General features: G+C 64.6%; 18 protein-coding genes and 1 pseudogene. 9 read left to right on the top strand and 10 right to left on the bottom strand.

The genetic code is table 11. From position 1 onward, the window contains the following. Positions 1–126 precede the first annotated feature (126 nt). The 3 genes from HB681_RS36510 to HB681_RS36500 are packed head-to-tail and all read left to right on the top strand — an operon-like array spanning position 127 to position 1,728. Positions 127–336 (top strand): hypothetical protein, encoded by a 210-nt coding sequence (locus HB681_RS36510; protein WP_213959793.1) that lies wholly within the window; start codon positions 127–129, stop codon positions 334–336. Between the two features lie 35 nt (positions 337–371). Then, the gene (locus HB681_RS36505) at positions 372–1,082 is read left to right on the top strand and encodes a CoA transferase subunit A (protein WP_213959792.1); all 711 of its coding nucleotides are present in this window, start codon (positions 372–374) and stop codon (positions 1,080–1,082) included. A gap of 1 nt (position 1,083) precedes the next feature. Then, positions 1,084–1,728: a 3-oxoacid CoA-transferase subunit B gene (locus HB681_RS36500; protein ID WP_213959791.1), complete on the top strand. Its 645-nt coding sequence runs from the start codon at positions 1,084–1,086 to the stop codon at positions 1,726–1,728. Between the two features lie 625 nt (positions 1,729–2,353). On the opposite strand, the gene HB681_RS36495 is transcribed toward HB681_RS36500, so the two are convergent. The 3 genes from HB681_RS36495 to HB681_RS36485 form a co-directional block, all read right to left on the bottom strand. Then, positions 2,354–2,599 carry a hypothetical protein gene (locus HB681_RS36495; RefSeq protein WP_213959790.1) on the bottom strand — a complete coding sequence of 82 codons (246 nt, stop codon included), beginning with the start codon at positions 2,597–2,599 and terminating at the stop codon, positions 2,354–2,356. 43 nt (positions 2,600–2,642) lie between these two features. Next, positions 2,643–3,551 (bottom strand): hypothetical protein, encoded by a 909-nt coding sequence (locus HB681_RS36490; RefSeq protein ID WP_213959789.1) that lies wholly within the window; start codon positions 3,549–3,551, stop codon positions 2,643–2,645. A gap of 292 nt (positions 3,552–3,843) precedes the next feature. Further along, positions 3,844–5,577: an adenylate/guanylate cyclase domain-containing protein gene (locus tag HB681_RS36485; protein ID WP_213959788.1), complete on the bottom strand. Its 1,734-nt coding sequence runs from the start codon at positions 5,575–5,577 to the stop codon at positions 3,844–3,846. 268 nt (positions 5,578–5,845) lie between these two features. Between HB681_RS36485 and HB681_RS36480 the strand changes: the two genes are divergently transcribed. Further along, the gene (locus tag HB681_RS36480) at positions 5,846–9,553 is read left to right on the top strand and encodes a serine/threonine-protein kinase (RefSeq protein ID WP_213959787.1); all 3,708 of its coding nucleotides are present in this window, start codon (positions 5,846–5,848) and stop codon (positions 9,551–9,553) included. Between the two features lie 84 nt (positions 9,554–9,637). On the opposite strand, the gene HB681_RS36475 is transcribed toward HB681_RS36480, so the two are convergent. Further along, entirely contained in the window at positions 9,638–11,671 is a 2,034-nt protein-coding gene (locus HB681_RS36475; RefSeq protein WP_213959786.1) for a lipoxygenase family protein, read from the bottom strand. 61 nt (positions 11,672–11,732) lie between these two features. Between HB681_RS36475 and HB681_RS36470 the strand changes: the two genes are divergently transcribed. Then, complete coding sequence (locus HB681_RS36470) at positions 11,733–12,368, top strand: Crp/Fnr family transcriptional regulator (RefSeq protein WP_213959785.1); 636 nt, start codon at positions 11,733–11,735, stop codon at positions 12,366–12,368. 105 nt (positions 12,369–12,473) lie between these two features. On the opposite strand, the gene HB681_RS36465 is transcribed toward HB681_RS36470, so the two are convergent. Together HB681_RS36465 and HB681_RS38875 are read right to left on the bottom strand one after the other, a co-directional pair. After that, positions 12,474–12,875, bottom strand: coding sequence for a GNAT family N-acetyltransferase (locus tag HB681_RS36465; RefSeq protein WP_213959784.1), 402 nt, complete (start codon positions 12,873–12,875; stop codon positions 12,474–12,476). A gap of 128 nt (positions 12,876–13,003) precedes the next feature. Continuing rightward, the gene (locus HB681_RS38875; RefSeq protein ID WP_213959783.1) at positions 13,004–13,711 is read right to left on the bottom strand and encodes a Crp/Fnr family transcriptional regulator; all 708 of its coding nucleotides are present in this window, start codon (positions 13,709–13,711) and stop codon (positions 13,004–13,006) included. A gap of 128 nt (positions 13,712–13,839) precedes the next feature. Here HB681_RS38875 and HB681_RS36455 point away from each other — a divergent pair, with 128 nt between their 5' ends. From HB681_RS36455 to HB681_RS36445, 3 genes are all read left to right on the top strand, one after another. Further along, positions 13,840–15,258 carry a hypothetical protein gene (locus HB681_RS36455; RefSeq protein WP_213959782.1) on the top strand — a complete coding sequence of 473 codons (1,419 nt, stop codon included), beginning with the start codon at positions 13,840–13,842 and terminating at the stop codon, positions 15,256–15,258. Between the two features lie 207 nt (positions 15,259–15,465). Continuing rightward, a complete protein-coding gene (locus HB681_RS36450) occupies positions 15,466–17,853 on the top strand; it encodes a penicillin-binding protein 1A (RefSeq protein ID WP_213959781.1) in 2,388 nt (795 codons plus the stop codon). Between the two features lie 131 nt (positions 17,854–17,984). Then, positions 17,985–18,227 carry a GlsB/YeaQ/YmgE family stress response membrane protein gene (locus HB681_RS36445; RefSeq protein WP_213959780.1) on the top strand — a complete coding sequence of 81 codons (243 nt, stop codon included), beginning with the start codon at positions 17,985–17,987 and terminating at the stop codon, positions 18,225–18,227. Between the two features lie 228 nt (positions 18,228–18,455). Here the strand turns inward: HB681_RS36445 and HB681_RS36440 are convergent, their stop codons facing one another. From HB681_RS36440 to HB681_RS38580, 4 genes and pseudogenes are all read right to left on the bottom strand, one after another. Further along, on the bottom strand, positions 18,456–18,869 hold the full coding sequence (locus HB681_RS36440; protein ID WP_213959779.1) for a hypothetical protein: 414 nt from the start codon (positions 18,867–18,869) through the stop codon (positions 18,456–18,458). Positions 18,870–19,220: 351 nt separating this feature from the next. Then, on the bottom strand, positions 19,221–20,468 hold the full coding sequence (locus HB681_RS36435) for a multidrug effflux MFS transporter (RefSeq protein WP_213959778.1): 1,248 nt from the start codon (positions 20,466–20,468) through the stop codon (positions 19,221–19,223). 55 nt (positions 20,469–20,523) lie between these two features. Further along, positions 20,524–21,039 carry a VOC family protein gene (locus HB681_RS36430; RefSeq protein ID WP_213959777.1) on the bottom strand — a complete coding sequence of 172 codons (516 nt, stop codon included), beginning with the start codon at positions 21,037–21,039 and terminating at the stop codon, positions 20,524–20,526. After that, positions 21,036–21,206, bottom strand: a pseudogene (locus tag HB681_RS38580) (biotin/lipoyl-containing protein); the annotation flags it as partial. The pseudogene HB681_RS38580 and the gene HB681_RS36430, both read right to left, overlap by 4 nt. A gap of 729 nt (positions 21,207–21,935) precedes the next feature. Here HB681_RS38580 and HB681_RS36420 point away from each other — a divergent pair. Further along, positions 21,936–22,166: 3-keto-5-aminohexanoate cleavage protein (locus HB681_RS36420; RefSeq protein ID WP_213959775.1), on the top strand; the 231-nt coding region annotated here is incomplete at its 3' end.

The following is a 22,166-nucleotide window of genomic DNA, read 5'->3' as shown; positions in this document are numbered from 1 at the left end:
GATGGACTACGCGCCCTGCCATCGAAAGATGGACCGCGCCGCCATCGTGGGCGACACGCCCTTCTGAAGTCGCCCCCGCCTGCCGCCTGCGCCCCTTCATCCATTTCAAATCAGAGACACGCCACCATGAAGTTCCCCAACGGTTCCATCTTCCCCGACAACCAGCCCAAGCCCGTCGTCACCAGCGCCCCCTACGGTCCCGAATGGGAGCCCGAAGGTTTCCCGGACCGGGACATCCCGGGCACCCGGGATGCCTACGTCGTGGGATTGCGCGGCCTGTTCGCCTCGGCGCACCGCGATCTCTGCCGCACGGCCCTCGCTGCGATTCGCCGCTAAGCGCCGGACTGCCAACCATCCACTGCAAAGACAACATGGCAAACAAGATCTATCCCTCCGCCGATGCGGCGCTCAAGGGCATCGTGGCCGACGGCCAATCCCTCGCTGTCGGCGGCTTCGGCGTCTGCGGCATTCCCGAAGCGCTGATCGATGCGCTGCACGATTCGGGCGTCAAGGACCTGACCTGCATCTCCAACAACGCGGGCATCGACGGCTTCGGCCTCGGCAAGCTGCTGGAGACACGGCAGATCAAGAAGATGGTCGCGAGCTACGTCGGCGAGAACAAGGAGTTCGAGCGCCAGTACCTCGCGGGCGAACTGGAGCTGGAATTCACGCCGCAGGGCACGCTCGCTGAAAAGCTGCGCGCGGGCGGCGCCGGCATCCCGGCCTTCTTCACCAAGACCGGTGTCGGCACGCAAGTGGCAGAAGGCAAGGAGCTGCGCGAGTTCGACGGCGAGACCTACGTCATGGAACGCTCGCTGGTGCCCGACGTGGCCCTGGTCAAGGCGGACGTGGCTGACAAGTCCGGCAACCTGCGCTTCCGCCTGACGGCGCGCAACTTCAATCCGGCTGCCGCAATGGCCGGCAAGGTCTGCATCGTCGAGGTCGAGAAGATCGTCGAAGTGGGCGAGCTGGCACCGGACGACATCCACCTGCCAGGCATCTATGTGCACCGGATCGTGCTCAACGCCACGCCCGAGAAGCGCATCGAGAAGCGCACCGTGACCAGCAACAAAGGAGACTGACATGCCCTGGACCCAAGACCAAATGGCCGCACGTGCGGCGCAGGAACTCGAAGACGGCTTCTACGTCAACCTCGGCATCGGCATCCCGACCCTGGTCGCGAACTTCGTCGGCGACAAGGAAGTCTGGCTGCAGAGCGAGAACGGCATGCTGGGCATCGGCCCGTTCCCGACCGAGGACCAGGTCGACGCCGACCTCATCAATGCCGGCAAGCAGACCGTGACCACGCTGCCCGGCAGCGCGATCTTCGGCAGCCATGACAGCTTCGCGATGATCCGCGGCGGCAAGATCAACCTCAGCATCCTGGGCGCGATGCAGGTCAGCGCCAAGGGCGACCTGGCCAACTGGATGATCCCCGGCAAGATGGTCAAGGGCATGGGCGGCGCGATGGACCTGGTGGCCGGCGTCAAGCGCGTGATCATCCTCATGGAACACGTCGCGAAGAAGAAGGACGGCACCACCGACCTGAAGATCCTCGATGCCTGCACCCTGCCGCTGACCGGCGTGGGCGTGGTCAACCGCATCATCACCGACCTGGGCGTGATGGACGTGACGCCCGAAGGCCTGAAGGTGGTCGAGATGGCGCCGGGCGTGAGCTTCGACGAACTGCAAGGCAAGACGGGCTGCAAGCTGATTCCAGTCCAGTGATGCGCTGAGCCGGCGAGACCGTCCGGCGCCCGCAGCGAATGTCGTCGGCCGCCGGCCACTGCACGCCGCCATGAACTTGATCTCGAACCGTCAGTGCCGGCACTTCTCGCCGCACTGCCATCAACGGTCCGTCGCGCGTCTGCGGGCTACTACCGATCGAGACTGGTCGGGGCCGGTCGCTTTTTGAGCAAGAGCGACGGCGCCTTCAGAAAGCCGACCTGGGCGGGTTCCTGGATGGGCGTCGGCAACACGCCGGAACTGACCCTTGCCCTCAGACTCGTATTCCGGGCCCGGCCGAGCCGGTCAGCGGCGCTGACCAAGATCGCAGTCGGTGCGTCCCTGGCCCTGAATGCCGACTGGGGTCTCGTCACCGATCAGGGGGCAGCGTGTTTTCACGTGCGCGTGGGTACGACGCGCGGAGGAATCCGCAGAAACAACGGTCGCAGCGCCTCTCTCGCGCGAAGCCGGCCGCTTCGCCACACCTACGTACACCGCGGAACTGCTCAGGGCGACTGCCAAAACCGTACAACCTGCCAACGTCAACCTGTACACCAGTGAGCTTCTCTTTGCGCTGGTGGACCAGTATCGAGCGCCAAGATCGATCATCTGCGGGCCTTCCGGGGAATCACTCGGCGGAGCGACGGTCGGATCGCGCGACCATGCCCGCATCGACGCGCCGGAGAGACGCCTCGCGCGCCTCGGCGACCTGACCGGCCGGCGGCAGCGCCGTTTCTATATCGGTGAAGACCTGGGGCAGCGCAAGCACCTGCCATTGATTGGAAGTGGTCAGCGTCAGCACCGCAAACAGCGCCAGCACCAGCGGCGCGGCGAACCACGCGCGTGGATGAAACCCCAATGCCGCGAAGATCATGACCAGGCTTTCGATCCACTGCTGTGGTCGCGGGCGCGGCGACTCACTGGATGCCCTCCGCACTGAAGAGCCAGGTGTCGAGAAGCGCCGTGCCCTCCGGGCGGACGCGGAGCATCCGGCCCTTTCCCGTGTGCGAATTGAGCGTGTAGACCCACAGCACCTTTGTGCCGCGCGCTGTCACGAAGACCGATTCGCCTTGCGACTCGGCAAGTGCAAGCTGGTGGCCGAGACCCGCGCAGCCGACGCGCGCACGCAGGGCGAATCCGCAGTCCGGACGCTCGGGTCCATTCAGAAGCGACGGTATCGAGGGTTGTTCGTTCGACCAGAACGTGACCTCCTCGAACCGTTCGCGCACGCAGACCAGCTCCGCGCCATTCATGACGCCGTCGACCCCGTCATGGGGAAACTCGTATTTGCGCGCCAGCAGCACGCCACTCCGGGTCGTCGGATTGACCAGCAGCACGAGCCACGATGCAACGGCGTGCTCACGCAGCAGCCCCGCCCGCACGCGTTGCCGGAGTTGCGCGACGAATCGTTCCCGTTCGCCGGACTCGATGGCGCCGCTGTCCATCGCCTCCTCGGCCATCCCCCCGGCGTCCAGGGACATCGCGGCCATCGCCTCGAGCTCGAAGCGCACGCGCGGATTCAGCGCGCTGCGCGTCGAGACCCCATCGGAGTCGCCGGCGTCGCTGGCGATCTCGTTCGCATAGAACAAGCCGGTATAGCCGGCTTGCGACGTGCCCCGGATAGCTTGCTTGAGCGGACGGCATTCCCCATCCGCATGCACCGGGCCAAATGCCAACAGGCCAGCCAGCAAGAACAGAGCCATACGCAGCCGATGGGCTTCGACGCATGCCGTCGAGAAGGCGCAACGTCGATGCAACCCGATCAAGGGGCCGTCGAACAGCGACGCCGGGCCGAGGCGGTCTGCAAAGGCGAGCAGGGACTTCATCGTGGGCTCCTTCAACGGTCAGCGGCGGCTGCGCGTTGAAGGAATGGTCGTGGCGACTGAGCTGCCCGGTGCACCCACGTTCAATACTGACCGACGGGCCCTGGCGTCGTTGTGAGACGACGCATATCAAGCAGATGGCCGCCGGCTGCCCGCACCCGCGGCAAGCCTCGCCGAGTCAGCCAAGCGTCAGATCAGGCCCGGACGCGCGCACGGCAGCGCTGGAAGAACCAGCGGCAAGGAGCACCACCAATCGCGTGGCGCGCGGGAAGTTGGCACTCCTCTGACAGCTGCGCTACTTTTCGTAGCGTACGACGCCGTCCCAGCGGGATAGCTGCTCCGGATCTTCCAACTGGCTGCACTGTGCCTGCAGCCAGCGCACGCGGGGATCGTCTGCCCACGCGGGCGTGCCGATCGCCGCCTGGAGCTCTTGCAGATCCGACACCTGGCGCACCCTTTCGAGCATGCATAAAAGGGCCTCCCAGCGTGCTGCATCGCCGGCCGACGACAGGCTTCGTGCGGGATCGAGCAACTCGTAGACATTGACGAGGGTCTCCATGCCTGCCAGGGCCACGCGGGCTGCCCGGACAAACGGTGTGCGTGTCACGTCCAGGAGCCTGGCCACCTCTTCGGTGACGAGCAGCGGCGCGTCGAGCCGGCCCGGTTTGGTGAGCGCCTCCACACGGGCCGCACAGTTCACCGAAGTGCCCAGCAAGCCGTACTTGAAATGCCGGCTCGATGTCATCGAACCGGCCAGCACCTGCCCCTTGGCAATGGCGATGCCACACACCGGTCCGGTCGATGACGACAAGGACTGCAAGGGCGCCGTCTTCAATTGCTCGAGAATCCGCAGCGCACAGTCGACGGCCAGTTGCGCCTGGCCGGGTTGCTCGAACGGCACTCCCCAGGCGGCGAAGCAGCCATCGCCCTGGTAGTCGATCACCGTTCCTTCGTGCGCAAAGACTTCCCGCGAGACGATGTCCATCATGCTTCGCAGTTCCTTCTGCCATCGAAGCAGGTCTGTCGCCGCCGCCTCGGTGGAAAGGCAGAAACCCCGAAGATCGAAGATCAGGCTGGTGGCCTCCATGATGCGGGGGTCGCCCTCGGCACTGGAGCGTCCGCCGGGGCGCATCAGCAAATCGACGACCTTGGGCGAAAAGTACTGCCTCAGATGCGCCTGCCTCTGGGCCACCAGGTGCTGGCGCGTGAGTGTGCTCACCAGGCTGAGGTAGCCGGCAGCGATGTCGGTGTTGTTGTTCGGCAAGGTTCGCTCGCCGACGACATAGAGCACGATGGGTTCGCCGGCGGCGCTGCGCTCGACCAGGCAGGCCCCGACCGTCCGCGTCGTGTCGTGCACGGTGGCATCGATTCCGGTCGAGGTGGCGTGGTTGAAGAAAGCCACCGAACCGTCAAGCTGGAGCGCGCCGCTGATGACCCTGCGGCTGAGCACCGGGGCGCGTTCGCCATTCAGCGAGCACGTTGCGAGCATGCGCGACGACTCGATGTTTTCCGGATGCGCCTGCACGACATAGGCCGAGCTGACGGCGGGCGAAAGCACCTGCACCAGAAAGGCGCAAGCCTTCTGCAGCACCTCGCCTTCGGCGTGCGCCTCACCGAACAGACGGGGCAGTTCGAGCGCCGATTTCAGGATCAATTGCGGGTCCAGCGTCGCAAGATCGACCGCGGTCAACGTGAGCTTGGTGACCAGCGTCTGCTCGATCTGGCCCCCGAGTTCGAGCACCCGCAGGCGCAGCGGTCCGACGCGCAACTCGTCATCCATGCGCAACGCACAACGCTGTCCATGCCCGAGCTTCATGCCATTCACGAGGGTTCCGACCTTGCTGTGATCTTCCACCACCCAGCCCTGTCCGGTCGGTACGAGTTGGGTGTGCAGCCGGGACACGCTGCCCTGGTCGGCGTCGATCTGGATCTGGCAGCCGGGCGCGCGCCCGATCGCCACGGGTTCAGCGGTGCTGAAGTCCAGGCGCCTGACGGCCCCTGCGGCAGTGGCTTCCAGGATCAGGCGCACGACACAGCCTGAAGGGAGCCTGACGGAGATGCGTTTGCAACAAAGCCACGACAATGGTCACAGAATGTCTTGATGATCATTGATAATGATTTAAGCACTTGATGGTGGTCGCGAGGGCGTCATGTCTCAAAAAGAAGTTGGACCGGCCCGACTCGATGTCACGGTCGAGGGCAGCGGCGGATCGTTTCTGGACATGCTTCAGCGCGCTGCACCGGTCCCCGGGGCGCAGTCTCCGGGTTCGGGCTTTCGACCGTTGCCTGGAACCAGCGTGCTGGATGGCAGGTTCAGCATCCTGCGCCAGATTGGCGAGGGTGGCATGGGGGTGGTATTCGAAGCCCATGACGACCTCCGGCGAAGCGCCGTCGCGATCAAGACCCTGAGTTGGCTCGACCCGGGCAGTGTGTACCGGCTGAAGAACGAGTTCCGGTCGCTGGCCGACATCCACCACCCGAACCTGTGCCGCCTGCACGAGTTGTTCAGCGACGAGGGCTGGTTCTTCAGCATGGAGCTCGTCGAGGGCAAGCACTTCAACGACTGGGTGCGTCCCGACGGGCAGCTCGATGAGCAACGGTTGCGCGCCGCCCTGAAGCAGTTGTTGCAGGGCGTGATGGCAATCCACCACGCCGGCATGCTGCACCGGGACCTGAAGTCGTCGAACGTCCTCGTCGAGAAGGACGGGCGCGTCGTGGTCCTGGACTTCGGGTTGGTCGTGGACTGGCGTGCCAGCGCCGCCGGGCGCCCGGCGGTCGAAGTCGGGTTCAGCGGCACACCCGGCTACCTGGCACCCGAGCAGACCTCCAGCGCGCCAAATCTGGCTCCGACGACCGCCAGCGACCTGTACGCGATCGGCTCGATGTTGTTCATTGCCCTGACCGGCAGGTTGCCGTTTGAAGGGCCGGTCGATGACGTGCTCGAACTCAAACGGCACCAGGCCGCACCCCGCGTGCACAGCTTGTGTGCGGACGCGCCGCACGACCTTGCCGCGCTGTGCGATGCGCTGCTGCAGCGCGACCCCGCAGCGCGGCCTGATGCGGCCTGGGTGCAGGCAGCCCTGGGCCGGGCGGACGCGCCAGACGGCCAGGACGCACATGACGCACATGACGCGCAGGGCCGCGTGCCCCCCATGGCCCCTTTGCTTTCATCCGAACCTGCACAACCGGCGCCGACCGGCGTGGCGCCCCAGGCCGACATCCTGCTCGGACGCGAGAGCGAAATGGCTGCACTGCACGCTGCCCATGCATCCATGCTGGCCGGCCATCCGGTCGTGATGTTCGTCAGCGGCGACTCGGGCATGGGCAAGAGCGCCCTGCTGCATGCGTTCCTCGACCAGGTGAGCGCCCGTGGAGGCTCGGTCACGCTCGAAGGCCGCTGCTACGACCGCGAAAGCGTGCCTTTCAAGGCCTTCGATTCGGTGATGGACGAACTCAGCAGCCACCTGCATGGGCTGACGCGCGAAGAAGCCGGCGATCTGATGCCGCGCGAGATGTACGCCCTGGCCCGTCTCTTCCCCGTGCTCGAGCGTGTCGACGCGGTGGCCCGGGGGCCGAGGAGGCTCATCCCCGATCTCCAGGAACTGCGGCTGCGCGCGTTTGCCGCGCTCAGCGAACTGCTCGGTCGCATGCGCGACCGGCGGCCCTTGGTCATCTTCGTGGACGACTTGCAGTGGACCGACAGCGATTCGATCGTCGTCTTCGATTACCTGCTGAGCCAACCCGAACCGACGCCGTTCCTCTGGGTGGCGACGCACCGCAGCGAAGGCGCCAAGGACAACGCGCTCTTGCAGCAGATGCTGGAGATTGCGGCCAGAAGTCCGCGGGTCGAGTGCCGCTCCCTGTACGTGGGCCCGCTGCCGCCGGCCGTTTCGGTGCTGTTGGCGCAGCGGTTGCTCGGCTCTGCCAGCACCTCAAGCTCCGAGTTGATCGCGGCCGAGGGCCGGGGCAGCCCTTTCTTCGTCGGCGAACTGGTTCGCCAGGCGCGGTCGGCCCGGCTGACGGGCACCGGCCCGACCGCGCTCACGCTGAGCCAGACCGTGGACAGGCACGTCAGCCTGCTGCCCGCGAAAGCGCGCGATGTGCTGAACGTGCTGGCAGTGGCCGGGCGCCCGATGGCAGCACAGTTGGCCGTGGACGCCGCCGATGCGGACCATGAAGCCCTCGACGCCCTGTTGTTCGAGCGGCTCGCGCGTACCGCAAGAGTCAGTGCGCACAGTCGCGTGCTGGAGTGCTATCACGACAAGATTCGCGAGTCCGTGGCCGACGCCTTGACCCCTGACGCCCTGCGCGGCATCCACGCCCGCCTGGCCGAAGCGTTGTCCTCGCATGAGGACTCGAAGCCGGAGCACCTGGCGTTGCACTTTCATGGCGCCGGGGACGACCAGCGTGCCAGCGTCTACTACGAGAAGGCGGGCGATGTTTCTGCAGCCGCGCTGGCGTTCGAGTTCGCTTCCCGCCAGTATCGACAGTGCCTGGACCTCATCGTTGGCGACCCTGGGCGGTTCCGGCAAGTGCAACTCAAGCTCGCCGCGATGCTGGCGTCGATGGGCAACAGCCGCGAGGCCGCAGAGGTCTATCGCGCTGCGAGCATCGGTGCTCCGCCGCGGGAAGCGCTCGAACACAAGCGCGCAGCGGCGCATTTGCTCAGCACCAGTGGTTTTACCGACGAGGCGCGAGTCCTGTTGGGCGAGGTGCTTTCCGCCATCGGGCTGTCCATGCCGCGCTCGCCACGGGCAGCGATCGTCGCTGCGCTGGCTTCACGCTTCCTGCTGATGTGCAGGGGGCTGAAGATCAACCCGACCGCAACACCCGGCCCCGGCGATCAAGCCCGGCTGGGCGCGATGTGGTCGGTGGTCCAGGGCTCGGTCGGCAACAATGCATTCGTGATGGTCGACATGGCGGCCCGCTATGCCCGGCTGGCCCTGAACACGGGCTCACGCGCGCATGCTGCGCGGGCCCTGACCATGGAGGCCTACATGGTCAGCCTCGATGGCCCGGGCACGCGGGCCAAGACCGACCCGCTCATGCTGCAGGCAGAGGGTTTGGCCAGCGAGGTGTCGCAGAACGAATTGACGGGGTGGGTGCGCCAGATTCGCGGCTGCGTGCTGGCCCACGAAGGTCGCTTTGCCGAAGCCCAGCCGGTACTGCAAGACGCCCTGGAGTGGTTGGGCTCTCAATGCAAGGAGGTGCCGTTCGAGTTGGCCGGCACCCATCTCTACTGCATGAATGCGGCGAATCATCTCGGCGACTATGCCCAGGCCTCGACCACGGCGCCTGGCATTGTCGAGAACGCCTTGCGACGGGGCGACCAGTACCTGGCTTGCGGCGTGGTCGGTTTTGCGGCGCCTGCCTTGCTGGCACACCGCGGTCTTGCCGACGGGGGGCGGCGGATCGCCCAGGCCAAGGCCAGCTATCAGGTTCAAAGCATCTATCAATGGGCTGACTACCTGATCCTCCTGGCCGATGTGAACCTGGCGCTTTACGAGGGCCAGCCGGCGCGAGGCGTCTCGCTGGTCGCGAAACAGTGGTCGGCGCTCAACAAGGCGCAACTCTTGCGCATGAAGACTGCGTTCGGTTTGATGAGTTACTACCGGGCCGGTTGTGCACTGGCTGCCGCGCGGCAAGGATCGACGGACGTCGCCGAAAGCCTGGAGATCGCCAGAACAACTGTCAGGCAGTTGAACAAGACCCGCCTGCCCCACGTGCCCGGTTGGGCCGCGGTGCTCGAGGCTGGCCTGGCGTGCGCACAGCGGCAACCAGCTCGGGCGACAGAGTTGCTGCAGGCTGCAACGGTGACCTTCGACGCCACGGGATTGAAACTGTATGGCGCTGCCGCGCGGCGCAGGCAGGGGCAGTGGATGGGTGGCGAGGCCGGGCGCGCGCTGGTGATCGCTGGAGACGCCGCCATGCACAGCCAGGGCGTGATCGACGTTGAAGCGACGACCGAGATGCTGGCGCCGGGATGCCAGCCAGAGGCCCGCTGACAAACCGCAGGCCAGGCTCATGACGCGCGGCCGGCGCCAGGAGGCCGGGCAGAAGCAGCGTCGGCTTCGGCCACCCTGACCCTTTCAGATGCTGATGCTGTTCGGTACCCTGGACGGCAACTGGAACAGATAGGGAATCGGCCGTTCGAGGTTGCGCTGGCGGATCGTGACCTCGGCCTGCGCCAACGTGGCCTGAAACGCCTCGAGGGCCTTCTGGGCGTGGCGGTCCGCGAAGTGCGGGTGTTGCGGATTGCTCGCGTAGTGACCCAGCACGTCGAACTGAATGCTGCTGAGCAGGTACACGAACGACACGGTGTACAGCGCAACGTCCAGCGGCGGGAGCCAGTCAAGGCACGTCACCGTCTTGGCCGGGTCTGTCCTGTCGATCGCGTCGATCGAGTCTTCGCGCGTCGGCGCGGCCTTGTAGATCGCCGCGGCCACGCTGGGCGCGAAGCCCGCGAAGGGATATTGACCGTAGTTGACAGACGCGTGCAAGGGGCCTGCGGTGTAGATCATTTGCGCGACGACTTCGGCGAGTTTCTCCCGGGTGTTCAGCGCCTCGGGAAACCCCGGCAGATTGCCGTACTGCGGCGATCCGAGTTCACGCACCCAGGCCTTGAGTTCGGGGTCGGAACTGACGGCGGCGTCGTCGACGTAGTAGATCGCCACGTAGCCGGTGACGAAATCCTTGATGGCCTTCCACAGCAGCAGCGTGTCGTCGCGAAACGGGTAGGCCGCCAGCTTGTCCGTGCCGCGCAGGAAAAAGATCGTCTCCGGGCTGTTCTCCTCCCAGCGCCAGGCCTTGCGCGCGTCGTTGACCATCTGCAGCGTCCAGTCGATGTTGGCGCCGACGTTGGCGGCCACCACGCCGCCCGGGACGATGAGATTGTGAGAGGCACCATCGTTGATGCTGATCGTGAACCGCAGATGCGGCTCGAGCAGCTGGAACAGCGGGTGGGTCTTCGCCAACTGGCGATGCGTGGCGATCGCGACGGCCTCCATGATCAGGTGGCAATCCCCGAGATGGGCGACCGATTCGTGCTGGATCGCGCAGGCCACGTTGACGAAGTACTTGGCGATCTTCCACTTCAGATGCCCGGCATCGTTCGCACCGAAAGCATCGTCCGGGCTGAAGATGGCCGAGCCCCGGGTCTGCCCTAACTGGATCGCGATGGGCTGCAACACGCCGACCTGGCCCTCCTCCGATCCGTAGCTCGACGGATAGCCCTCGGGGGGTGATTTGTTCCAGTAGAACAGGGCGATGGGCGACGGCAGGTAGCGGTGCATGCCGTGCAGGCAGCTCTCCTTGGGCTCCAGATTCCCGTCGCCGATCAGCGCGGCGTAGTCGCAAGCGTAGAGATTGTTGTCGCTGATCATCTTGGCCAGCGTGAGGCCGCCCAGGCCCGGCACAGGCAACGTATCGGAGATCTCCATCTTCGCCTTCAAGTCGCTCCATGCCAGGAGCTTGCCGTCCGTCGCCCCGTCCACGACGCGGCGCAAATTGGTCGTGTTGAAGCCCGCCACCTGGAGATAGCCGAAGAACCAATCCTGCTCGCATTGCCTGACTTCCCCGGGCTTCAAGTCCTCGTCATCGACAGCCATCATCTGGGGGGTGGGCAGCGTGTCGATCAGGGATTTGTAGTCATCTTCTTTCTTGGCCTGGAGGCAGTCCAACCGCATCATGTCGAACAAGGTCGACTTCAGAATCGCCGTAGGTCCTTCCTGGACCGCCTCAGCGGCAGCTGCAAAGATGCCCTCGATCATCTTTTGAACATCCTGCTCGAGCTGGAACAAATCCAGGTTGACTTTCCCGGAATTGAAGAGTGAGTCGACCACGAGCTTTTTGATGTCCTCTTCGATTTCCTGCTTTGCCAATCTGCGCACGTTCCCGGCGAAGTTCTCGGCGATCTCCGCATTGGTCCGAGCGACCAGCGCGTTGTAGGCGTCGCTGAACTCCTCGCCAGGCGGCACGCCCGCGCACATCGGCACCGCTTCGAGATTGGGGTAGCTTCGAACGTAGTTGTAGGCCGTGCGGGACAGCCTCAGCTGCAACGCGCGCGCTTCCTTCAGATGCGCCTCGGTGTCTTGGGATGGCAAGGTAGGCGCAGGTACGTTCATCGCAGGCATGATAGGTTCTCCGGGGTTCGTAGAAATGATTTTTTACAATCGAGGAGCAGGCATGTCCGAAGGGTCGAGGGCAGAGAATTCCGGCGACTTCCTGGCCGAACTGGCGCGACTGGGCGAGACGCGTACCTGGGAGCCCGGTGCCTCGGTGGTGACCCAGGGCGACGTTGCCGACTGCATGTATCTCATCCACGAAGGCGAGCTGCGTGCGTTCGTGGCCGGGGACGGCGGGCGCGTGGTGGAACTCAACACACTGCATGCGGGCGAGCTCTTCGGCGAGCTGATGCTCAGTGGTGAACGGCGCTCCGCCACGGTGCAGGTGACCACCCGAGCTCGGCTGACGCGCGTGACACGGGCCGACGCCGAGCGCGTGCTGGCGCAGCGGCCTGAGCTTGCGTTTCAGTTGATCCAGCGCATGGTGCAGCGCGTGCGCACCCTGACGCGCACCGTGGGCCGCCTGGCTTCGGTGGATGTCTACGGCCGGCTCGTGGGGCTCTTCGACGCCCTGGCGGTCGACGACAAGGGCCTGCGCGTGGTGCCCGGGCCGTTGAGCCAGCAGCGCATCGCCGAGCGTGTCGGCGCTTCGAAGGCGATGGTCAACCGCCTGCTGACCGACCTGGCCAAGGGTGGCTACATCGAAGTCTCGCGCGAGCGCATCGTGCTGCTCAGGAAGTTGCCACCGAAGTGGTGAGTCAAGCCTGGACCGACTCGTCAATGCCATGGTGGGTGCAGCGACCTGATCCTGTCCGCCAGGCTGAGTCGATGCGGCGTTGATCACCACGCCTTGCGACGACGGTCAGGCCGCCACGGAAAAGGACGGCAGCTCGCGGTGCGCGTGCATCTCGTCGTCTTCGCGTATGAGCTGCATGACAGCCCGTTCGAACACATGCCGCATGGGCAGGTTACGTACCGCACACATGCCCAGCACGCGCTGGACACCTGCGGCGCGCGCCTGTGCTTGCACGGCCTCCATCAGGCGCGTGCCCCAGCCCCGGCCGCGCCAGGCTGTGTCCACGCTGAAAGCGGCCTCGACATGCAAACTGCCTTGGTCATGGTGGAACCCTCCAACGGCGAGCGACGGCTGACCGGTGAAGACATGTTCGCCGCGCCGGCGTCGCCTGGCGCGCTGCTGTTCAATAGTGACCAGCATCGCCGTGACGGAAGTTCGCCTGCGCTTCGTCAGCAGCAGCTTTTGCACCGGTCGTCCATGAAGGAGCGTCCAGGTCGTGCTTCTATGGCATGGCGTGAAGGCGGGAGCGCTGGTTGGCTGGCGTCGCGGTATTGGCTTCGGACATCCTTCCGGGGCGCAGTTCGGTGTAACCCAACTCACTCCTGGCGGTCCGCCTGGATGAAGGCTGCGAGCCGCGTCATGTCGTCGATTTCGAATCGCCCGTATGCCGTACGGATCAGCCCGCGATGCTCCAGCGCCTTGAGCAGCAGGTTGGCGGACTGCCTGGAGCATCGCGCCAAGCTCGCAAGCCGCGCCTGCGTGACCGGCAGCGTGCCCGAATTCGTGTCGATGCCATGCGTGCGTGCAAGCAGATGGATCAGCTTGCCCATCCGTTGCTCGGGACCCAGCATCACTGATTCCGCCGTCCACTCCATCAACTGTCGCAACCGCGTCCCCATCTGGCCAATGACCAGGCGATAGATCTCCGGATGCGCTTGCGCAGCGGCGCGCACCGAGGCCGTCGGCAGCGCGACAAAGCAGGCGTCGCCGGAACAGTAGAAGTCGTAGTCCGAAGGCTCGTCGACGAAGCAGCCGGCCCACGACGCCCAGCCGCCGCGTCCGATGTCTGCCAGCGCCACTTCTTCGCCGGACGCCCGGCGAGCCACGATCTCGATGTAGCCGCGGACCACGAGGCGCAGCCACCTCATCGGCGTTCCACCCGCACTGAGCAGCACGCGGGTATCGAAGGTCTCGACCTTGGCAACGGCCAGCAGCCGCGCGAAGTCCTCAGGCGGCAATTCGCAAAAAAACGCGGTGCGCTTGAGCAGCACTTCAACGTCGACGCTGGATTTGCGGTCAGCCACGTGTGACGAATCCTGTTCTTGGTCGGAATTCCGACAATTCCGCGGCGCTTGAAATCCTAGCATCCGGCACGCGATCGGAATGCCATCCCGGCATCTTCGCAGCGCGACACCTCGAACCGGAGACCTCAATGAAACACCATGCGATTTCGTCCTGGCTGGCCGCGGCTTGCCTGACAGTTTCCGCATTCGTCGCGCCGGCGGATGCACAGATACTTCCGCAGGACAAGCTCCTTGCAGATGCCCTGGCATCGGCAGCCGAGGGCAAGGACCCGATCCCCGGTCCGCGCACATGCTTCTGGGCCCGTGGCCCGGCCAGCGGCGATCCCTACATCAACATTGCCTACCCTGACACGGCAACGTTCTATTGGGCTGCCGTCTTCACCGTACCGGCCGACGCAAGGCTCACGCTCGAAGGCAGCTTCCCCCATTCGCGCTATATGTCGTTCATCAGCTACGACGAAGCGGGGCGCCCGATCGAGTCGGTGGCCGACTATCTGGTGGCGCCGAGTGCCGGCTCGACCAACCCGTTTCTGTCTGGCGCCGACCGTCAGGCCACGCAGCGCAACTACAGCCTGGAGATCGTCGACGGGCGTCCCGACGCCAGGCAGCAGAGTGGCATGAATCTGCAAGGCCAGCACCGCGACCGGCTGCACGCGCCGAAGTACGGTTCGGCACCTGGCCAGCAGACGGTGCTCTATCGCATCTACGCTCGCGACAAGGGCGCCGACGAGACCGGCAACACCGGTCTGCCGACCCCCGTGCTGACGATGGCGGACGGCAGGGTGCTGCGCGGCGCCGAGGCGTGCGGGGCCTTGCGCACGCGCCAGCAGTTGCAATTGGATCCGGCCGCGATGGCCGTGCCGATGGGCAAGTATCACGAGCTTCTGTCCGCGGCAGCGAAGAAGTCGCCGGTGTTTCCCGCGACCAACCCGCCGACCTGGTATCAACAACTCGACCGCGAGGCACTCTACGGCATCTACACAGGCAAGGCGCCGGCGGCGAATGCACCGCGCAGCGAGGGCGGCTTCTATCCCAACCTCGACAACCAGTACATCCGCACCATCCTCAATCGCAAGCTCGGCAAAGTCCTGGTCGTGCGCGGCAAGGCGCCGAGCACACCGCACACGTTGGGTGGCGATGCCAGGATGGGCGACGGCGACTTGCGCTACTGGTCGTTCTGCTCCAACCAGGGATTTGCCAACACGCGCGTCAACGAATGCGTGCACGACGAGAACCTGCCAGTCGGACCGGACGGCTTCTACACCCTGGTCGTGAGCCGCAAGGCGGATCGTCCGCGCAACGCCATCCCCCAGTGCGGCATCGCGTGGCTGCCCATGGCCGACGACGGCGACGGTTCGGGAGATGACGACGTCACGGTCCTGCAACTCCGCCACATGCTCGGCACCGGAAACTTCAATCATTCGGTGCAGGCCGTCGGCAAGCCCGGTGACGAAGCGAAAGACATGGGCGAATACTTCCCGCGTGGCCGCTACCTTTCGACTTCGGCCTTCGAGACCGCTGTTCCCTGCCTGATCGAGAAGCGTTGAGCGCTCGCCTGCGCACTGGGCTGACTGCGGGGCCTCGGCGGCTTCCACGGCTCCCCGATCGGCATGGCTTTGCCTCGCTGAGCCAAGCTCTTGCCCTGGCGGCAGGACCACTGGCCTCGGGATGCCGAGCTGAAGCCGCTTTGCTCGGGATATACGGCCAGTGGCATTTCAGCGACACTTGGCAACCGAGCCTTTTTGCATGCTGTCATGGCCGACCGATCGCGTTTTTCGGAACACGCCGACAAGCCAGTTTCAAGATCCTGGCGATCCTGGCTCCTGCGCGTGGTGTTCTGGTTCACAGGGCTGATCCTGGCCGGGGCGCTGGGCGTGTCATTCGTCGTCTTGACTGCACTCGCGGTCGCCTACCCGAACCTGCCGGACATATCCGAGCTTCAGGACTATCGACCGAAACTGCCGCTGCGGGTCTTCTCCTCCGAAGGCATTCTGATTGGCGAATTTGGCGAGGAGCGCCGCGAATTCACGCCGATCTCGACAATTCCCAAGCTGATGAAGGACGCAGTGCTGGCCGCCGAAGACGCGCGCTTCTATGACCACAATGGGGTCGACTTCAAAAGCATGGTGCGCGCCGGGTATGCAAATCTGAACCGACTCAAGAGCCAGGGCGCCTCCACCATCACGATGCAGGTGGCACGCAACGCGTACCTGACTTCGGAGAAAACGATTACCCGCAAGGTCTACGAGGTCCTGCTCACCTTCAAACTGGAGCAACTCCTCTCCAAGGATCAGATCTTCGAGATCTATCTGAACCAGGTCTTTCTGGGCAAGCGGGCGTACGGCTTCGCCGCGGCCTCGGAGGCCTATTTCGCCAAGCCGCTCACGGACATCTCGATCGCACAAGCCGCGATGCTGGCGGGTTTGCCCAAGGCGCCCGGTGCCAACAACCCGGTCAACAATTCCGCACGGGCTCGAGAACGGCAGCTCTATGTGATCGATCGAATGCAGGAGAACGGCTTCATCACGCCTGAGCAGGCAGCGCAGGCCAGACAAGAGGAGCTTCATCTGCGCGATGCCCCAAACCCCGTTCGACTGCATGCCGAATATGTGGCCGAAGCCGTGCGCCAGTTGATCTATGCGCAGTATGGCGACGCCACCTACGCTCGGGGACTCAAGGTCTACACCTCGATTTCTGCGGACGACCAATCGGCCGCCTACAAGGCATTGCGCGACGGAATCATGGGTTACGAGCGAAGCCAGACCTACCGTGGACCCGAAGGATTCGTGGCTCTGCCGGACGATCCGAAGGCACGCACGGACGCGATCGACGACGCGCTTGCAGCGCACCCCGACTACGGCGACCTGATCGCTGCAGTGGTGCTCACAGCCAGTGCCAAGGAGGTCGTGGCCGTCCGTGCGAACGGCGAGGCCTTGCACGTCATCGGAGACGGGCTGCGGCCTGCCCAGTCGGGCTTGGCGGACAAGGCTCCGCGCAACATCATGATCCGTCGTGGAGCGATAGTCCGCCTTGCGAAGACGCCGAAAGACTTGTGGGGACTTGCCCAGCTACCCGAGGTCGAGGGCGCATTCGTCGCGATGGATCCGCGTGACGGCGCCATCAAGGCGATGGTGGGCGGCTTCGATTTCAACAGGAACAAGTTCAATCATGTCACGCAGGCGTGGCGTCAGCCAGGCTCGAGTTTCAAGCCGTTCATCTATTCAGCCGCTCTGGAAAAGGGCTTCACGCCAGCCACCGTGGTCAATGATGCCCCGCTCTACTTCGACGCAGCCACGACAGGCGGTCAGCCATGGGCGCCGAAGAACTATGGAGGCACTTTCTCCGGACCGGTACCGCTTCGCACGGCGCTCATGAAGTCCATCAACATGGTCACGCTTCGCGTCGCGCAATCGATCGGTATCCGCTACGCGCAGGACTGGATCACGAATTTCGGCTTCGACCGCGACAAGCACCCGGCCTATCTGCCCATGGCGATAGGCGCCGGTGCGGTCACGCCGATGCAAATGGCAACGGCCTACTCGGTGTTTGCCAATGGCGGCTATCGCGTCAATCCTTACCTGATCACGCGCATCACGGACCACAAGGACAAGATATTGGTCGAACCGCAGCCACCACTGCTCAACGAAACGATGCGCGTCATTCCGCAGCGCAATGCCTTCATCATGGACACGCTGCTGCAAAGCGTGGTCAGGGGCGGTACCGGCGCGAAGGCGTATCAGGCGTTCAAGCGCGACGACATCTACGGCAAGACGGGAACGACCAACGACTCGATCGATACCTGGTTCGCAGGCTTCCAGCCGACGATGACCGCGATCGCATGGATGGGGTACGACACGCCTCGCAGCCTGGGAGACAAGGAGACGGGCAGCAGCCTGAGCCTGCCGATCTGGATCAGCTTCATGGAGACCGCGATCAAGGGTGTGCCCGTGGCTGAACTCCAGGTGCCCGAAGGGGTGGTCCATGTCGGCGGCGAGTGGTACTACGACGACTACGCGCCGGGCACCGGGCTCGGCTACCCCGGCGGGATGTCCGAACCCACGCCAGCCGAGGCGGAGCCGTCAACCAGGCCTGATCTGTCTTCAGACGAGCGCAACCGGATTCTTGACATGTTCCGCAACTAGGGCGCTTTCTCCGCACTGCGCGATCATCGTGGCGGCGAGCGGCCCGCGACCCGTTGGCCTTCTCGCTTTCGCTTCGGGAGCGGGCTACGATCAGAACTTATGGTCGTCTCGGCCAGACATCGGAGGTAGCCATGGGCTTTCTTTGGTTTCTTGTGATCGGCCTCGTGGCCGGTTGGCTGGCTGGGACCTTTGTCAAGGGCGGCGGTTTCGGCCGCATCGGTGACCTCATCGCCGGCGTCATTGGCGCGGTCCTTGGGGGCTTTCTGTTCAGCATCTTCCGGTCGCTGGGTGGTGGCCTTGTCGGAAGCCTCATCGTCGCAACCGTGGGTGCGGTCGTTCTCGTCTTCATTGTCCGCCGCATCAAACGCGCATAGCGGCCGGCGCGACGTGTCAATGCCGGCCCTTCGGCATCCACACGGCCGCAGCATCGAGCCGCCCCCACCGTCCGGTGGAAACGGCCAGGCTGAACGGGGGTCAGACCGAAATCTGCCGCTGCTGACGCGCCCGTATCGGCGCTATCAGATCCGACGGCCCGTGCGTTGGATGAGCTTGATCAAGGTCGCAATCGTGGTGCAGGATCTGTGTCGGCGGTCACGGCGCGCTCAGTCCAGCCCCCAGACCTTGAGGGTGGCTGTTGGCTTGTCACCAAGAATCTTGTAGTTGACCGTCACGCCGGTAAGACGCCCTTTGCGTCCTGGCGCATCCGCGGCAGCGGTTTGTCCGCCTGCCTTCATGACCCCGACATCCTTCAATGTGTCGTCTCTGCGGTTGTCCCAGTTGAGGATGATCTGCGAGATCTGCACATCAGCGCCCTCAGCAGAGAGCTTCACTTGCTTGACGTCCTTGTCCCATCGGCCTCCTGCGCTTTTGATGTTCACGCTGGGATCGGCGGACTTGATCGTCTGTTCGCCCAGCACGAACCATTCATCGGCTGCTGTTGCGGTGCCCACGGCGCCCATGAGGGCGGCGGAAGCGACAACAAACGAGGCTACCAGGGTGTGAATCTTCGTCTTCATGGAGTTTCCCTTCTGATCCCGGTCAGCGCAGGATCGGTGTCATTCCCCCTTCTGAGATCCCAGGCGTCGGGCTCGCGATAGAACCCGAGAAGCGGTGAGGCCCACCTGACGCTGGGCGGGGAAAGAGCCAGCGGGGAAAATTGTCTGCCTGTCGCGATCGCGCGCGTTGACGCTTGTCAGTTCATGCCCCGGATGAAGCGAAAACATCGGCCGGCCTCAGGGAAAATTCGCTGGCTGAAGTCGAACGTTGACTGGAATTTCCCTTGCCATCTGGTCTGGCTCGCCCCTTAAGTGACGATGATGCTCAGTTGTTTGAGCACGCCAGGAAGACCCGATGGATGGAGGAGAAATTCAGGCCGCGGTAACAGCCGCCCCTTGCGCCTTCCAGGTGGCGTAGCGCTGCCACAGCAGCAACGCCATGCCGATGCCGGTCAGCACGGCACAGCCCAGGGCCACGTGCCACAGCGAATCCCACAGCAAAGGTGCGAGCAGACCGGCCACCACCGCCATCATGCTGTACTGCAGGAACAGCTGGCAGGACGCGGCCAGACCGGCATTGTGCGGAAAGGGATGCAGCGCATGGCCCACGAGCAGCGGCATCGACAGGGCGACCGCGAAGGCGTAGGCCGCGATCGGCAGCAAGTGCATCAGTCCGGGCGGCACCAATGCGGACAGGGCGGCGTTGAGCACGCTGACGAAGGCAAATCCCAGGTAGGCAAGGTACATGGTGTGTCGCGTGCCCCAGCGTTGCAGCACGCGCGGCAGGCACAGGAAGCCGGCGATCAGCCCCACCATCATCGGCGTGAAGACCAGGTAGACGTCGGTGGGCGGGCGCCCCAGCAGATGCGTCACGAGCCGGGGACCCGCCGCCACATAGAGGTACATGGCCGCCCAGTTGCAGGCGTGCGCCACGCTCAGGCGCATGAACCAGGGCGAGCCCAGCACCAGGCGGTAGTTTCGCCACAGGCTGCCCAGGCGCACGGCTTGGCGTCGTTCCGGCGGCAGCGATTCGGGCAGCTTGCGCGCATAGACCAGCAGCATCACCATGCCCACCGCGGCGAGGAACGCAAACAGCGCACGCCAGCCCCACATCCACGTCAGCCAGCCTCCGAGCATGGGCAAGACGATGGGGCCGGCCGTTTGAAGCAGGCTGGTGTGGGCAATCATCTTTTGTGCGCCCTCGCCGCTGTACAGATCCCGTATGACAGCGCGGCACAGGACATGGCCCAGGCCTACGACCAGGCCCTGCACCGTGCGCAGGATCCACAAGTGCTCTATGCGGGTGGCCAGCAAGCTCAGCAGCGAGGTCAGCACCAGCACGACCAGGCCGATGAGCAGCGGCTTGCGCCGTCCCCAGGCGTCGGAAATCACGCCATGCCACAGACACATGAAGGCATTGGCTACAAAGAACAGCGAAACGGTTTGCTGTACGGCGGTGGCAGAGGCCTGCAGATCCTGCTGGATGGACACCATCGCGGGAAACAGCATGTCCGACCAGAGGGACGCCAGCACGCCCATGCTGCCCAGCAACAGGACCGCTTGCAGGGAAGTGCGGTGCGCCAAGGGGCGCGCGTGACCGGGCATGGATGAAGTGGGCATGGGTCTTTCCTGAACAGCCGCGGGTCGAGAACATGCCAAGCTGGCTTGGCGAGTCCTATCCGCGAACGCCGTCGCTGACCCCGTGAGATCTAAGGGACAGCGCGTTGAACGCAGCAACCACCTCCAGCGGCGCCTGCACGAGTTCGATCAGGACTCCTTCGCCCGCGATCGGAAACGCCGCATTCGCCTTCGGGTGAAGGAAGCAGATGTCGAAGCCCCCGGCGCCCTTGCGGATGCCGCCCGGTGCGAATCGCACGCCCTTCGCGGTCAGCCATTCGACGGCCACCGGCAAATCGTCGATCCACAAACCGATGTGATTGAGTGGTGTCGCGTGCACCGCGGGCTTCTTGTCGGGGTCCAGCGGCTGCATCAGGTCGACCTCGACCTTGAACGGACCGCTGCCGATGGCGCAGATATCTTCGTCGACGTTCTCGCGCTCGCTGCGGAAGCGGCCCGTGACCTCCAGCCCCAGCATGCGTACCCAGAGCTTCTGCAGTCGCTGCTTGTCGGGGCCCCCTATTGCGATCTGCTGGACACCCAGCACCTTGAATGGACGTTGGGTGCCGGTCATGCAAACTCCAGGATCACCTGGTCCACCGCGAACGACTCGCCCTTGTCCGCCGAGATCGTGCCGACCACGCCGTCCCGAGAGGCAAACAGCACGTTGTCCATCTTCATCGCCTCGATGACGGCCAGCTTCCCGACACGCTCGCCCTCGCCGATGTGCAGCTCATGCAGGAAGGCGGTCTTGTCGCTGTAGCGCGCCATTGCCTGCTCGAGCAGTTCCACGATGGAGCCGTAGGCATCGGCGTTGATTTGCGCGCGCACGTCGCCGTACGAAGAAATCCAGGGTCTCAGCGTCATTGGTCTTGTTCTGAAAGAGGGTTGGAAAAAGCTGTCCCGCAGGAGTGCTTCTGCAGCCTGGCGCACCCGTCAGGGCGCCACCAGCCGATGCTCCCGCAGGCGCTCGAAGGCTGTATCGCAATTGGCGACATGCATTTCGCTTTTGGTGCCAGCCCCTGTCAGAGAGGGCGAGCCTGGGCCTTTTCGTATGCGCGGCTTCTCGCGACATCTTCGTGGTCCGCACCGCCCGCACATCTCACCCGGCCATCCGATCGGCGCGACCCTCATGGCGAAGGCATCGCCGAATTCCTGAGCCAGGCCGTCGCTACGCGCTGGTGACGAGGTGCATTGGCGACGACCGCCATTGCGTCGCCGCGACTTTCAAGCTCTGCGCCTGACGCGGGGGTTCCGCGAATCGCACAAGACTGTGTCGGACGCATGGGTCGGCCGGCTGCTGTCATGAAAAGCGAAATCCGTGGCGCTCTTGGCGAAGCGTCCGGGCGTCGCGATCCCTAAAGTCGAATCGACTGCTGAGACCGAGGCCATCGTGGGCGACAAGCCCTTCTGAGGCCACCCTCGCCCACCGCCCGCAACACCTCACTTATCCAAACCGAGACACACACCATGAACTACCTCGACGGCTCGCTCTACCCCGAGAACCAGCAACCCCTGATCATCACGGCCGCGCCCTACGCGCCGTCGTGGGTGCCCTCCGACTTCCCCGAGGACATCGCGGTCACGATGGACCAGCAGATCCAGAAGGCGGTCGACTGCTACAACGCCGGCGCCACCGTGCTGCACCTGCACGTGCGTGAACTCGACGGCAAGGGCAGCAAGCGCCTGTCCAAGTTCAAT

Origin of the sequence: Variovorax sp. dw_954, from assembly GCF_018449755.1 — a bacterium.
Lineage (GTDB): Bacteria > Pseudomonadota > Gammaproteobacteria > Burkholderiales > Burkholderiaceae_C > Variovorax.
This window is presented reverse-complemented; position numbering and strand designations above follow the sequence as displayed.

What these genes read in the sequence shown, in the direction of transcription:
- HB681_RS36470 (WP_213959785.1), top strand. Translation starts at nt 11,733, where the DNA reads ATGTCCGAAGGGTCGAGGGCAGAGAATTCCGGCGACTTCCTGGCCGAA.
- HB681_RS36435 (WP_213959778.1), bottom strand. Translation starts at nt 20,468, where the DNA reads ATGCCCACTTCATCCATGCCCGGTCACGCGCGCCCCTTGGCGCACCGC.
- HB681_RS36440 (WP_213959779.1), bottom strand. Translation starts at nt 18,869, where the DNA reads ATGAAGACGAAGATTCACACCCTGGTAGCCTCGTTTGTTGTCGCTTCC.
- HB681_RS36505 (WP_213959792.1), top strand. Translation starts at nt 372, where the DNA reads ATGGCAAACAAGATCTATCCCTCCGCCGATGCGGCGCTCAAGGGCATC.
- HB681_RS36510 (WP_213959793.1), top strand. Translation starts at nt 127, where the DNA reads ATGAAGTTCCCCAACGGTTCCATCTTCCCCGACAACCAGCCCAAGCCC.
- HB681_RS36500 (WP_213959791.1), top strand. Translation starts at nt 1,084, where the DNA reads ATGCCCTGGACCCAAGACCAAATGGCCGCACGTGCGGCGCAGGAACTC.
- HB681_RS36450 (WP_213959781.1), top strand. Translation starts at nt 15,466, where the DNA reads ATGGCCGACCGATCGCGTTTTTCGGAACACGCCGACAAGCCAGTTTCA.
- HB681_RS36445 (WP_213959780.1), top strand. Translation starts at nt 17,985, where the DNA reads ATGGGCTTTCTTTGGTTTCTTGTGATCGGCCTCGTGGCCGGTTGGCTG.
- HB681_RS36490 (WP_213959789.1), bottom strand. Translation starts at nt 3,551, where the DNA reads ATGAAGTCCCTGCTCGCCTTTGCAGACCGCCTCGGCCCGGCGTCGCTG.
- HB681_RS36430 (WP_213959777.1), bottom strand. Translation starts at nt 21,039, where the DNA reads ATGACCGGCACCCAACGTCCATTCAAGGTGCTGGGTGTCCAGCAGATC.
- HB681_RS36455 (WP_213959782.1), top strand. Translation starts at nt 13,840, where the DNA reads ATGAAACACCATGCGATTTCGTCCTGGCTGGCCGCGGCTTGCCTGACA.
- HB681_RS36495 (WP_213959790.1), bottom strand. Translation starts at nt 2,599, where the DNA reads ATGATCTTCGCGGCATTGGGGTTTCATCCACGCGCGTGGTTCGCCGCG.
- HB681_RS36475 (WP_213959786.1), bottom strand. Translation starts at nt 11,671, where the DNA reads ATGAACGTACCTGCGCCTACCTTGCCATCCCAAGACACCGAGGCGCAT.